Origin of the sequence: Frisingicoccus sp., from assembly GCF_048388605.1 — a bacterium.
In the GTDB taxonomy this organism is placed as follows: domain Bacteria; phylum Bacillota; class Clostridia; order Lachnospirales; family Lachnospiraceae; genus Frisingicoccus.
The window spans coordinates 57915-71473 of record NZ_DBGCTU010000022.1; the positions used below are offsets into that span (position 1 = coordinate 57915).

Genomic DNA, 13559 nt, shown 5'->3' on the forward strand with positions numbered 1-13559 from the left:
ACAGTATATCATATGAAATAAAAAAAGGTAAACAACTCATCCAACAAGTAAAGCTGTTTACCTTTCCTCTTAATCATTCAACCGGTTATTCGTCCTTTTCCGTATTTTCGGCCTTCGCCGTATCCTCTGAACTTTCAGCGGCTTTCACCACATCTTCAGAAACCTCAGCCTTCTTCTCCGAATTCTCGGCAGCCGGTACTGAATCCTTTTCTTCCGGCTCCGGAATGCCTTTGACTTCCCGGAAAATCCGCATAAATTCTTTTCCGGTGATCGTTTCCTTTTCTATCAGAAAATCCGCGATTTTATCCAGACATTCCCGATTCTCACTCAGCAGTTCCACCGCCTTATCATAAGCCGTTTTAAGAATCTGCATCACTTCTTTATCTATCTCTGTCGCGGTTTCCTGACCACAATTTAATACAGTATGTCCGCTCAGATAACGATCCTCGACATTTTCAAGGCTCATAAGACCGAATTTTTCACTCATACCATACTGAGTCACCATGGCCCTGGCGATAGATGTCGCCCGCTCGATATCGTTCGAAGCACCCGTTGTCACCGAATCAAAAACAATGCTCTCCGCAGCCCGCCCGGCCAGCATCGTCACCAGTTCTTCTTCCATCTCAACCTGAGACATAAGAAACTTTTCCTCCTCCGGCACCTGCATAACATATCCCAGAGCTCCCATCGTTCTCGGCACAATAGTGATCTTCTGAACCGGCTCGGTATTCTTCTGCAATGCGGCTACCAGTGCGTGTCCCACTTCATGATAAGTGACAATTTTGCGCTCTTTCTGGCTCAAAATACGGTCTTTCTTCTCTTTACCCGCGATAACCACCTCAACAGATTCAAATAAATCTGTCTGGGATACGGCGTTCCGCCCCCGTTTTACAGCCAAAAGCGCCGCTTCATTAATAATATTCGCCAGATCGGAGCCCACCGCCCCGGAGGTTGCCTTCGCTATCTCCTCAAAGTCAACCGTTTCATCCATATGAACATTTCTCGCATGGACCTTCAAAATATCCACACGTCCGATCAAATCCGGCTTTTCCACAATAATCCTCCGGTCGAACCGTCCCGGACGGAGAATCGCCTTATCGAGAATCTCCGGACGGTTGGTTGCCGCCAGCACAATGATACCTTTGGATGAATCAAACCCGTCCATTTCCGAGAGCAGCTGATTCAATGTCTGCTCCCTCTCATCATTGCCGCCATATCTGGAATCCCTGCTTTTCCCGATGGCGTCCAGCTCATCAATGAAAATAATACACGGCGCGGTCTCCTGCGCTTTTTTAAACAGATCGCGGACACGGGATGCGCCCACGCCGACAAACATTTCGACAAAATCCGAACCCGTCAGGGAATAGAACGGTACATTCGCCTCCCCGGCGACCGCTTTGGCAAGAAGGGTTTTACCTGTTCCCGGAGGTCCTACAAGCAGGGCCCCCTTCGGCAGCTTGGCGCCAATCTTCGTATATTTTGCCGGATTATGAAGGAAATCCACAATCTCCGTCAGAGATTCCTTGGATTCTTCCTGTCCCGCCACATCTTTAAATGTAATTCCTGTTTCCTTCTGCATATAAGTTCTGGCCGTGGACTTTCCAACGCCCATCATACCGCCGCCCTTCATGGAGCGCATAAGCCACCAGAACATTGCCACCATCGCAATGATCGGGAGTATATAGGACATAAATATGGAAAGTATCATCGAACTGGATGAGGTAACCTCTTCCTTGAATTCCACGCCTCCGGCCTCCAGCCGTTCAGCCAGGCCATCATAGTCAACCTTTCCTGTCCAATAAGTAACCGCCCACTCTGAATCATCCTTCACAAATTCGATGGTATCATATTTAATCTCCGCCTTCTTTACCTCTCCGGCATCGACCCATTCAAGAAACTGATTATAAGGTACTTCCTCCCGACGGCCTTCCTGCATCTTTGAAAGCAACCCGTGAATCAGCATAACCGCTAAAAAAGCCGTAATCATAATTATGATCAGATTTTGTATATTCTTTTTGTTCTCATCATTTTTTTTATTTTTATCATCTCTGTTGTTATCTTCCATGCTTCCTCCTCTGCCTGCACTTTCAGGCTGCCATTTAATTATTATAATGGTCCTTCGTTCTCAAATCAATACTTGTTCCTAAATTTTCGATGAAAAAAGTATGGATAAACTGTGAAATTGGGTGTATAATGACTTAATTATTGATATTGACAACCTTGATTTATACAGTATAAGGAGGAGCAAGCATGGCAGTAAAATACGTTTTTGTCACCGGAGGTGTTGTATCCGGCCTTGGAAAGGGTATTACGGCAGCCTCTCTCGGACGGCTTCTAAAGGCCAGAGGCTACAATGTCACTATGCAGAAATTTGACCCATATTTAAATGTGGACCCCGGAACAATGAATCCATACCAGCATGGCGAAGTATTTGTCACTGATGACGGCACGGAAACCGATTTGGATCTGGGGCATTACGAACGTTTTATCGACACCTCATTGAACAGCCGCAGCAATGTAACCAGCGGAAAGGTCTACTGGGATGTACTATCCGCGGAACGCCGGGGTGATTTCGGCGGCAACACTGTTCAGGTTATCCCACATATCACCAATGCGATCAAGAGTCGTTTCTATCGTAATGAGCAGAATAAGGCAACAGAGATTGCAATTATTGAGGTTGGCGGCACTGTCGGTGATATTGAAAGCCAGCCATTTCTTGAATCCATTCGTCAGTTTCAGCATGATATCGGCCGGGAGAACTGTATGCTGATCCATGTCACACTGATTCCATATCTGCGCAGTTCCGGAGAAATGAAAACAAAGCCAACCCAGAACACGGTCAAGGATCTTCAGGCTCTGGGAATCCAGCCGGATGTGATCGTATGTCGGTCTGAACTTCCTTTGACGGATGAAGTCAAAGATAAGATTTCTCTGTTCTGCAATGTTCCTCAAAATTGTGTTATTGAAAATCTGGATGTGGAAGTCCTTTATGAAGCGCCCCTTGCTATGGAAAAAGAGCATCTGGCCCATGTGGTCTGCAAGCGGCTCGGCATCGATTGCCCGGAACCGGATCTGGAGGACTGGAAAGCCATGGTCGATGCCTGGAAACATCCGGAAAAGGAAGTTACCGTTGCCCTTGTCGGAAAATATATCCAGCTCCATGATGCTTATCTGAGTGTCGTCGAAGCTTTAAAACATGCAGGTGTTGCCAACCATACAGAAGTTCATATCAAATGGGTGGATTCCGAACTTGTCAGCTCCTACAATGTCCAGGAAGTTCTCGGAGATGTTGATGGTATTCTTGTTCCCGGCGGCTTTGGCGACCGGGGCATTGAAGGTAAAATCACTGCCATCCAGTATGCCCGCGAAAACAATGTTCCGTTTCTCGGGCTCTGCCTCGGCATGCAGATGGCTATCGTTGAATTTGCCCGCCATGTTCTGGGATATGCGGATGCCCACAGTTCTGAATTAAATCCGGCAACAACCCATCCGCTTATCCATATTATGCCGGATCAACACGGAATCACTGATCTGGGCGGCACTTTGAGACTCGGCGCTTACAAATGTATTCTCGACCCGAATTCCAAAGCCTACCAGCTCTACGGCACCCGTGAAATTGAAGAGCGCCATCGTCACCGCTATGAAGTTAATAACGACTATCGCCAGGAATTGGTCGAAAACGGTATGAGCCTCTGCGGTGTTTCCCCGGACGGCCGAATTGTTGAAATGATCGAACTGAATTCCCATCCTTGGTTCATCGCAACCCAGGCCCACCCGGAATTCAAATCCCGTCCGAATAAATGCCATCCGCTTTTCCGCGGATTTATAGAGGCGGCATTAAAACGCAATTCCTGATCTATTCGTAAATTTTATCCGACAAAATAAAACAGCTATATTCTTTCAGAAAGCGTTTCAAGCTTTCCGTAAGAATATAGCTGTTTTTCTATGATATGTGCCTTTTTTCGGCCAGCTGCTCCAGCACCCGGGCCGCCCCGTCTTCATCGCAGGCCGGCGCTATTAAATCAGCCGCCTGTTTAAGAAGCGGAACCGCATTTCCCATAGCCACGCCGAGTCCGGCATACTGAATCATTTCCAGATCATTTTCGCCGTCCCCAAAAGCTGCCACCTCTTCCGGCAAAATACCCAGTTTTTGCACCAGCCATGCCAGAGCGCTCTGCTTGCAGACGCTGCCATGACTGATCTCCAAATAGCGCGGAACCGATGATGTCACATAAAGTCCATCAAAAGTTTCAAGCTGACGCCGCATGACTGCCTTTAATTCCATATCCCGCAAAATAAAATTAATGCCTTCAATTTCATTTTTATGCTCCTCAACAAAGGTCCGCATATCTTCCACCGGCTGCCGGGTCGTCCGAACATACTCCACAGAAGCCGGACCGGCTCCAAAATACCCCGGCCGCTCAAAATACTCCCTGGATGTATAAGGTACTCCGCATATAAATGCCTCCATTGGGCAATCATAATTTTTATAAAATGCCAGAAGCTTCTGAACCTGGTCCGGCATCATATCCTGAGCATAGATTCTCTTCCTGTCTGAAAGCCGAAATATGCTGCTTCCGTTGGATGTAATTACATATTCCATCCCCGGAATTCCGATCAATTCCTTCGGCAGGGCCTGCAGAGCCCGTCCGCTGGCCACTACCAGATGGATTCCCTGCGCCGCTGCCGCTGTCAACGCTTTTCTGGTCCGCCCCGTTAATATTTTATTTTTTCCTATTAAAGTGCCATCAATGTCCATGGCCGCCAGCTTAATTGCTTTCATAAATCCACCTTTGTAAAGCAAGAAGCCGCTATCATACGACAACGGCTTCTAAGGGTTATATTATTATGGGATTCAAAGGGCTGATTAATTGTTATGTTAATTTCTTAACATAACACATTATATACCTTTTGTCAATAATTTGCAATAGTTTTTTTAATGTTTTTTGTTTTTTTGCAGATATTCATGAATTCCGGCAGCGGCCGCCTTCCCGGCACCCATCGCCAAAATGACTGTCGCAGCCCCGGTAACCGCATCTCCACCGGCAAAAACACCCGGACGGCTTGTCGCCCCATTGCTTTCCTCGGCAACAATACATTTTCTGCGATCCGTATCCAATCCCTCTGTCGTAGAGGAAATCAGCGGATTCGGCGAAGTGCCAAGCGACATGATCACTGTGTCTGCCTCAATCTCATATTCTGAGCCGGGTATTTCCACCGGTCTTCTTCTGCCCGATTCATCCGGCTCTCCAAGTTCCATGCGAATACAGCGGATTCCCCGTACCCATCCGGCATCGTCCACAAGAATTTCTACCGGATTGTTCAGAAGATGGAACTGAATCCCCTCTTCCTTCGCATGATGTACTTCTTCCACTCTGGCCGGAAGTTCTTTTTCGCTTCGGCGATATACAATATGCGTTTCCGCACCGAGGCGGAGAGCTGTACGCGCCGCATCCATTGCCACATTGCCGCCTCCGACAACGACAACCTTTTTGCCGGCATGAATCGGCGTATCATAATTCATAAATGCTTTCATTAAATTATTTCGTGTCAGATATTCATTGGCCGAGAATACACCGTTGGCCTGTTCTCCCGGAATACCCATAAATTTCGGAAGTCCGGCGCCGGAACCGATGAACACGGCATCAAAGCCTTCCTCATTCATCAATTCATCAATTGTGACAGATTTTCCGACAACGGCATCTGTTTCAATCTCAACACCAAGCTTTTTAACATTTTCAACCTCATGAGCTACAACCTTATCCTTTGGCAGACGAAATTCCGGAATACCATAGACAAGTACACCGCCGGCCTGATGCAGCGCCTCAAAAATTTTCACCTGGTAGCCCATCTTCGCCAAATCGCCGGCACAGGTCAAACCTGCCGGGCCGGAACCGATCACAGCCACCCGCTCTGGCCGCTGCTCCTTTGTCTTTGCCGGCTCGACGCCATTTTCACCGGCCCAGTCAGCGACGAAACGCTCAAGCTTTCCGATGGATACCGGGTCACCCTTTTTACCGAGAATACATCGTCCTTCACACTGGGTTTCCTGAGGACATACCCGTCCGCAAACCGCAGGGAGAGAGGATGATTCATTAATAACATCATAAGCTTTCTTAAAATTTCTTTCTTTCACTGCCTGAATAAATTCAGGAATATCAATCGATACCGGGCATCCCTGCACACAGAGTGGTTTTGCACAGTGAAGGCAGCGTTCTGCTTCCGCGACAGCCTCTTCCTCCGAATACCCCAAACATACTTCTTCAAAATTCTTTGCCCGTACCAGCGGCTCCTGCTCCCGCACAGGAACACGTGTCATATTTACTGCCATTATGCTTCACCTCCACATTGTCCGCAGCCGCCATGATGGGTATCCCCTTCAGCCAATTTCAACATTGCCCGGCCTTCCTCCGTCTTATACATCTGCTGTCGCTTCATTGCCTGGTCAAAATCAACCAGATGCCCGTCAAATTCCGGACCGTCCACACAGGCAAATTTCACTTCCCCGCCAACAGTGACACGGCAGGCGCCGCACATCCCGGTACCATCTACCATAATCGGATTCAGACTGACTGTCGTTGGAATATCCAGATTTTTTGTCATCAGACAGGCAAATTTCATCATGATCATAGGCCCGATGACCACGCAGTGATCATACTGTTTATGCTGATTTTTTACCAAATCTTCAAGCACCTGAGTAACCAGTCCTTTGAAACCATAGGAGCCATCATCCGTAGCCACATACAGATAATCGGACACAGCCGCCATTTCTTTTGTCAAGATCAGCAGATCTTTTGTTTTTGCACCAATGATGACATCCACCTTAATACCATGTTCATGGAGCCATTTTACCTGTGGATACACCGGAGCGGTACCAACGCCGCCGGCAATAAACAACATTTTTTTAGACTGAAGTTGTTCAATATCTTCATGCACAAATTCTGAAGGATTTCCCAACGGGCCTGTGACATCGGCAAAGGCATCGCCCGCCTTCAAACCGGCCATCCTCTCCGTGGATGCGCCAACCGTCTGAAACACAATGCAGATGGTTCCTTCTTCTCTATTATAGTCACAGATCGTCAACGGGATCCGTTCACCTCTCTCATCCATTCTCACAATAACGAACTCTCCCGGCTGGCAAGCCTTAGCAACCCTTGGTGCTTCAACTTCCATAAAGAAGATTTTCTCTGCCAGTTTTCTGGCCTCCCGTACTTTAAACATATTTCCCCTCCTGGAATATCTTTAATTCTTTACCCAATTGAAGTATCGATTTTGTGTGTAGATTATACTCCGATTTACATAGAAATGCAAGGTAAGTTTAGGACTTAACAATGTCTCTAAAACACAGCCTTAAAAATGTATCCCGAATTTCTCTCTGAGGGCCTTAACGACCTCCTCCTCATGCATGCCCCTGGAACCCTTTACCAAAATAGCATCACCATCGGAAATATTTTCCAGAAGCCATGGAATCGCTTCTTCATTTGTATCAAAACTGCACACTGCAATTCCTTCGCCCGAATCAATGACAGCCTTTGCCAGCGCTTTCATTTCCTGTCCGACAGTAACAATCAAATCAAGTCTTTTCTCTGCTATGGCAAGCCCCGTATCATAATGGCATTGCCGGGACACATCCCCCAACTCCAGAATATCGCCAAGGACTGCTATCTTCCGCCCCGGATTATCCAACTGCATTAATACATCTACTCCGGATTTTACAGAAGCAGGACTTGCATTATAAGTATCATCAATAACTTTAATCCCCCGAGACAAATGGTTAATCTGCTGACGCATCGGAATACCTTCGTAATCCCTCAAACCTTTCTTTGCACTCTCCGGCTCAATACCGAAATACCGGGCAACGGCAATGGCCACCGCCGCATTCAGTACATTATGAAGGCCAAGCTGCTGAATAACAACATCTTCCTGACCCCCCGGGTAGACAAGCGTAAAACAATTTTTCCCATCTTCAATGTGAATATTTTCCGCCCGGTAATCACACCCATCGGATGTTCCAAAAAGGGTCACCGGACATTTCATTGTACCTGCGGCCTGACGCAGGAGCGGGTCATCACCATTCAAAAAAATCCTTTGTTTTTCTTTAAAATTCATGGCAATTTTCAATTTTTCTTTCATAGTGTTTTCTTTTTTGCCGAACTGGGCAATGTGGGCTTCACCGATATTCGTCACCACAGCCACATCCGGCGCTGCGAAACGAACCAGATTTTCCATTTCACCAAATTCACTGATGCCCATCTCAACGACAGCCATCTCCTGACCCTTTTCCAGTCTGAACAATGTCAGCGGAACACCAATCTGACTGTTCTGATTTCCAGCCGTCTTCATAATATGAAACCCGGTTTCCAATGCCGCACTGATCATTTCCTTGGTGGATGTCTTTCCGACACTTCCGGTAATACCTACGATAGGCATCTGAAATTTTCTCCGATACCAGGCAGACAGGTCTCCCAGGGCCTTCACCGTATCCTTCACCAGGATATGTACTCTATCTGTGACCGTCACATCGCCATGGGACATAAAAACACCGGCAGCTCCTTGATCCAATACCTGAGCAATAAATTTGTGAGCATCAACCTTTTCGCCGATGATCGGAACAAAAAGACTTCCCTCCTTTACTTCCCGGCTGTCAATGCATATATTATCAATCACTGTTTCCGGATTTCCGGCCAGCAATGTACCATCCACTGCCTTTACAATCTCCCCTGCAGTTATCGCTTCCACTTTCATCATCCCTTCTATAATAAAAATACAGTTCTTCCGCGTAGATTATAGCAAGAAATCCCTTACCTGTCGATAATTTCTGTATTTTTTATCTCTACGATAAAAATCGTTACAAATCGGATGTCGGCACAAGGCCCTCCTGTTTGTAACGATTTTTTTCGCTTTATTATGCAATTTTATCTATCCGTTCTTTCACTTCCCGCATTTCTCTTTCAAGATTTGTCACTCGAAGTGCGATCAGTTCCTCTTCATTCGTAATTTTTAATGCTTCATGCAGTTTCCTATGTAAATCAAAATGAGCCTCCGCAATGATTTTTATTCCATGAATAACTTCATTTTCCAGAGTTGTCTCTATGGATTTAACAGAAGTTTTTAACTGCTCAACGTCCGTCTTCAATTCCTGCACATCTTCTTTTGTATCCTGAATGTCCTCTTTTACTTCCTTCATCTCTGTCTGAAGTTCCTGAATATCTCCCTTCATCTCCCGGATATCCCCTTTGACTTCTTTCATCTCTGTCTGAAGTTCCTGAATATCTTCTTTCATCTCCCGGATATCCTCTTTCACTTCCTTCATCTCTGTCTGAAGTCCCTGAATATCTTCCTTCATCTCCCGGATATCCGCTTTCGCTTCTTTCATTTCTGTCTGAAGTTCTCTGATATCCGCCTTGACCTCCTTCATTTCTGTTTGAAGTCCCTGAATATCTTCCTTCATCTCCCGGATATCCGCTTTAACTTCCTTCATCCCTGTCTGAAGTTCTCTGACATCCGCTTTGACTTCCTTCATTTCTGTCTGAAGTTCTTTAACATCCGACTGGACATCCAATACCGTCGTCAATATTGTCTGTAATATTTCCCTGTCCTGCGTTTCATCTTCCCTCCTTTCACTCTGGGTTAATTAATATTATACTCTAAATAGATTTCAGATTCAATTTGAATTTTAATAATCGTATGCCGGAATTCGACAGCTTTCCTCATTATTCTATTTTCTCAAAATGCTGATAATCCTTCGGATTTTCCCAATCACCGCCCCAGGTAAAACCATGCTCGATAAATAGCCGACAGCATAAATCCTCATGGTTGATCATATGCTTTAAAGATGAATCTTCTCTGTTCATATAAGGTATGGACTCATCAAAATAAGTATCCATTCCCCAATCATAATAGGTGACGTAAGGATTATGCAATGGGTTAATATCAATGGCCCGGCCGAAAGCATGATTCGACAAGGTCACTCCATCCAGAGTCGATACTCTGTAGTTGAAAGCAGACGTATTATTATTCTCAATCGACCAGTTATCATCCGCTCCAAAATCATCAACCAAAAGCATTTTTTCTATCTCATATTGATTCTCATAAAGCGCCTGAAATATTTCCAGAAAATCCCCGGCCAACTCCGCATTCACCATAAGTTCGCCCACATAAATCTGTCGGTCATACCCGTAATGAAGCACTTTTAAATATCTCAGTTCTTCCCGGGGAATCGTACAATCTTCTTTATAAGATAACCCGTAAATTCGCTTAAATAAATCGTCATCAATCGTATAACTTACAAAATAATTATCTAATTCTCCGCTTTCAATATCCTCCGGAGAAATGACCGTCCCGGCATCCAAACCATCCAGATTTTCTATTTTAGGCCCGGCTGCAGTTTCCGTTTCTGCACCTGTATCCTCTGCTGTCTCAGAGATTACGACATTCATTTTTGATTGAGATTCTTCTTCTGCGGTTTTGGCCGGAGCCGTATTTCCCCGGCATCCCGCCAAAGCCAACACCATGCAGAGAACCAAGCCTATAACTGTTCTTTTATTCACCATAGGCCCTCACTTCCGCAATACATGTATCCTGCCAGTCTCTTCCTTCATAGACACTGTTGATCGTCAATCGCACTGTTGAAGCCGGTACCGGCTGGGAGAATTCAACACACTGCTCAATCTGACCATCCGGGAATTCCTGAGTAGTGATATAATCGCCGACCTGAATCGTCAAACTTCTCGGTCGATTATTATCATAAAACCAATCATTGCTCCGCCAATTGCCAAGATTGAGAACGAGGTATTTCACCGGCTGCTCGCCATTCAAATAAAGTTCCAGATATTCGCCCTCACCATTTCCGTCCACACCTTCCTGCCAGGAAGTTTCCAGCAAACCATCGATAGCAACAAGCGAAGAGTTATCATACCCCTCCTGTGCCACAACAGAACTGGCATAGGCATCCGCAAACGCCAGTGGAACCGCCGCCGATAAATCCACATTGGATGATTCTCTGACAACAGCCTGAACTGAAGCCAAATCGACACTTTCCGGCACTTTTTCGGTTTCCGCTCCAATCTCGTTTTGAACTGTTTCCGGCAAAATTTCTTCGGTTTCCACATTCTCAGATTGTTCGGATACCGTCTGAACCGTTTCCGGTACACGGTGCTTTCTGTTTTCCCTAGACTTCAGCACACCGCCGATGGCTCCTGCAATAATCGCGGCTAAAGCAAGAATAACAACAATACCACAGCCAACCATGCAGCCCCTTTTCTGTTTTTTCTTACTGCGCTTATATTCCTCAAGCAGCACCTGCCGTCTTTCCGGAGAAAGCCCTGTAAACGGCACGCCAAACTTCTGGAGATTTTCAATACGCTCCGGGGAGGATGGATGATCTCTGAACATCCCCTCAAATAAATCTTTCGGCGTATCATTGCCCCACGTATCAAATAGCTCGCATAACGGAACGCCATACCCCAGCTTTGCAGCAAATATATCCGCCTCAAACTCCTGATTTCTGCTGGCCTTTGCCAACATGATCTGTCCAAACCGAACCCAGACAAGCTGTGCCACTGACAACGCTACCTGGCTTAACCAGGATGACAACTGAACAAAAAAGTAAGCCAGCCCGCCGTCATCATCGGATGTAAAAATAGCAAAAATACTTCCGATCAAGTGCATCATACCTACACCGATACTGCACAAAATGAAAAATACATTAATGATCAGGTTTCCGACATTAACAAACAGTCCCAGATCGGTATCATGGTGGGCAATATGTCCAAACTCATGGGCCAAAACAGCTTTAATTGTCTCATCGTCATGGCGCTGAAGTGTCCCCGTATGTATACATATCGTTTTTCTCCCGGCTGCGAAAGCATTGACGCTGTCATCCTCCAGATAATAAAATTTAATATCGCCGGCAAGCTCAGGAGTTTCTTCTTTGGCACGGCTGTACACTTCATCGATCAAAGGCATCACCGCTGCCTCAAGTCCCGGATTTTTACTCATCGGAATACAATGCAGCTGGCGCCGGCGCATCCATTCGCCAAAGGACGAAAGTGAAATTATAACAGAAACCGCATATAATCCAACGCCGACCCCAATACCTAAAAAGATATTCACCTCGGCAAAACAAAGGGCAATAATTCCGACAACAAGCAGCATATTAATAAAAAAGTATATGAGAATTGTCGTATTTCCCTTTTTAAAAACCTTTTTTAAAAAATCACCAATATACATAACATCTTTCCTCTTTTATTTTCTATCGTATTTCATAGCCATTTTCCGCACTTTGAATAATGCTTTCAAAAAATTGTCTGCACGCTTTGATCAAATACTCCGTATCTTTTGCTCCGGCAGTCTCATAGGCCGAGTGCATTGCCAATTGAGCAACGCCTATATCCACCGTGTTCATTGAAATCTGTGTGCCTGCAATATTTCCCAGAGTGGAACCGCCTGGAATATCTGAACGATTCATGTACACCTGATAAGGTACGCCCGCTTTTTCACAAATCATTTTAAATATAGCCGATGATACGGCATCCGACGTATATTTCTGATTTGCATTGTATTTAATAACAATACCTTCGTTCATAAACGGACGATTAAAAGCATCCGATTTCTCCATATAATTGGGATGGGCCGCCTGTGCATTATCCGCTGATATCATAAAACTTGACGCCATCGCCCGGCTGCGCTCCACTGCATCCATACCCCTTTCACAGCAGATCCGGAAAATTGTTTCCTTCAGGAAATCCGAAGCAGCACCCTGCTTTGTCGTGCTCCCGACCTCCTCATTATCTAAAACGGCAAGCATAGCTGCCTGAGAACAATTCTCCGCCATGATCATACCCTTCGCTGATGAAAAAACACATTGAAGGTCATCTAACCGGGCAGATGAAATATAACAATTATCTTTTCCCCAAAGGCTGCCGCGCACCCGCGGATAAAGAAACAGATCATGGCCCATGATATCCCGCACGTCTACCCCGGCTGCCTCTGCAATCACTTTCATAAATGTCCCGGCGCTTTCGCCGTCACCATACAATGGAAGCAGATCTTTTTGAATGTTAAACTTATATCCGTCATTTACTCCACGGTTCATATGAATCGCAAGGCTTGGGATAATGAGCAGATCCCTGTCCACATTTACCAGCTTTGAAACGATCCGCTCGTTCTCACGGGCCAGTATCCGGCCTGCAACGGACAAAGGGCGGTCAAACCACGTGGACATAAGCATACCGCCATAGCCTTCCACATTTAACTTCGTATACTTCTTTTCTACGCCGATTTCAGGAATCTCCTTCACCTTAAACGTCGGCGAATCACTGTGGCTGGCTATAATATGAAAACCGTCGATAACTTCCGGCACACAAAAGGCGATGATGGAAGAACCATTTCGTGTCACATAATATTTTCCGCCGGCCTCAAGCGGCCACCGACTGTTTTCCTGAAGCTTTTCAAAACCCGCTTCCCTCAGCATCTTTTCCAACGTTCCCACAACGTGAAAACAAGTCGGACTGTTTTCAATAAATTCCAATAATTCTTTTGAATAGCAACTTTGCATG

10 protein-coding genes are annotated in these 13559 nt (G+C 45.8%); 1 reads left to right on the forward strand and 9 read right to left on the reverse strand.

The window, feature by feature from the left end; translation table 11 throughout:
* Positions 1-85 precede the first annotated feature (85 nt).
* A complete protein-coding gene (gene ftsH / locus ACMN7X_RS04515) occupies positions 86-2065 on the reverse strand; it encodes an ATP-dependent zinc metalloprotease FtsH (protein ID WP_418746301.1) in 1980 nt (659 codons plus the stop codon).
* A gap of 185 nt (positions 2066-2250) precedes the next feature.
* On the opposite strand from ftsH, the gene ACMN7X_RS04520 reads away from it, so the two are divergent.
* Positions 2251-3855: a CTP synthase gene (locus tag ACMN7X_RS04520; protein WP_418746302.1), complete on the forward strand. Its 1605-nt coding sequence runs from the start codon at positions 2251-2253 to the stop codon at positions 3853-3855.
* An 88-nt stretch (positions 3856-3943) separates the two neighbouring features.
* Here the strand turns inward: ACMN7X_RS04520 and ACMN7X_RS04525 are convergent, their stop codons facing one another.
* The 8 genes from ACMN7X_RS04525 to ACMN7X_RS04560 all read right to left on the reverse strand — a co-directional run bounded on the left by ACMN7X_RS04525 (position 3944) and on the right by ACMN7X_RS04560 (position 13558).
* On the reverse strand, positions 3944-4783 hold the full coding sequence (locus tag ACMN7X_RS04525; RefSeq protein WP_418746303.1) for a Cof-type HAD-IIB family hydrolase: 840 nt from the start codon (positions 4781-4783) through the stop codon (positions 3944-3946).
* A gap of 153 nt (positions 4784-4936) precedes the next feature.
* Positions 4937-6331 (reverse strand): NADPH-dependent glutamate synthase, encoded by a 1395-nt coding sequence (gene gltA, locus ACMN7X_RS04530; RefSeq protein WP_418746304.1) that lies wholly within the window; start codon positions 6329-6331, stop codon positions 4937-4939.
* Positions 6331-7221, reverse strand: coding sequence for a sulfide/dihydroorotate dehydrogenase-like FAD/NAD-binding protein (locus tag ACMN7X_RS04535; protein ID WP_418746305.1), 891 nt, complete (start codon positions 7219-7221; stop codon positions 6331-6333). Before ACMN7X_RS04535 ends, gltA begins: the two co-directional genes overlap by 1 nt.
* A gap of 129 nt (positions 7222-7350) precedes the next feature.
* A complete protein-coding gene (locus ACMN7X_RS04540; RefSeq protein WP_418746306.1) occupies positions 7351-8748 on the reverse strand; it encodes a UDP-N-acetylmuramoyl-tripeptide--D-alanyl-D-alanine ligase in 1398 nt (465 codons plus the stop codon).
* Positions 8749-8905: 157 nt separating this feature from the next.
* Positions 8906-9574: a hypothetical protein gene (locus tag ACMN7X_RS04545; protein ID WP_418746307.1), complete on the reverse strand. Its 669-nt coding sequence runs from the start codon at positions 9572-9574 to the stop codon at positions 8906-8908.
* Positions 9575-9713: 139 nt separating this feature from the next.
* Positions 9714-10550, reverse strand: a complete 837-nt coding sequence (locus ACMN7X_RS04550; RefSeq protein WP_418746308.1) for a M15 family metallopeptidase — start codon at positions 10548-10550, stop codon at positions 9714-9716.
* Entirely contained in the window at positions 10543-12231 is a 1689-nt protein-coding gene (locus ACMN7X_RS04555; protein WP_418746309.1) for an NADase-type glycan-binding domain-containing protein, read from the reverse strand. The genes ACMN7X_RS04550 and ACMN7X_RS04555 overlap by 8 nt, the downstream gene beginning before the upstream one ends.
* 22 nt (positions 12232-12253) lie before the next feature.
* A complete protein-coding gene (locus tag ACMN7X_RS04560) occupies positions 12254-13558 on the reverse strand; it encodes a M18 family aminopeptidase (protein ID WP_418746310.1) in 1305 nt (434 codons plus the stop codon).
* Position 13559 lies beyond the last annotated feature (1 nt).

What these genes read in the sequence shown, in the direction of transcription:
- ACMN7X_RS04555 (WP_418746309.1), bottom strand. Translation starts at nt 12,231, where the DNA reads ATGTATATTGGTGATTTTTTAAAAAAGGTTTTTAAAAAGGGAAATACG.
- gltA (WP_418746304.1), bottom strand. Translation starts at nt 6,331, where the DNA reads ATGGCAGTAAATATGACACGTGTTCCTGTGCGGGAGCAGGAGCCGCTG.
- ftsH (WP_418746301.1), bottom strand. Translation starts at nt 2,065, where the DNA reads ATGGAAGATAACAACAGAGATGATAAAAATAAAAAAAATGATGAGAAC.
- ACMN7X_RS04535 (WP_418746305.1), bottom strand. Translation starts at nt 7,221, where the DNA reads ATGTTTAAAGTACGGGAGGCCAGAAAACTGGCAGAGAAAATCTTCTTT.
- ACMN7X_RS04560 (WP_418746310.1), bottom strand. Translation starts at nt 13,558, where the DNA reads ATGCAAAGTTGCTATTCAAAAGAATTATTGGAATTTATTGAAAACAGT.
- ACMN7X_RS04540 (WP_418746306.1), bottom strand. Translation starts at nt 8,748, where the DNA reads ATGATGAAAGTGGAAGCGATAACTGCAGGGGAGATTGTAAAGGCAGTG.
- ACMN7X_RS04520 (WP_418746302.1), top strand. Translation starts at nt 2,251, where the DNA reads ATGGCAGTAAAATACGTTTTTGTCACCGGAGGTGTTGTATCCGGCCTT.
- ACMN7X_RS04525 (WP_418746303.1), bottom strand. Translation starts at nt 4,783, where the DNA reads ATGAAAGCAATTAAGCTGGCGGCCATGGACATTGATGGCACTTTAATA.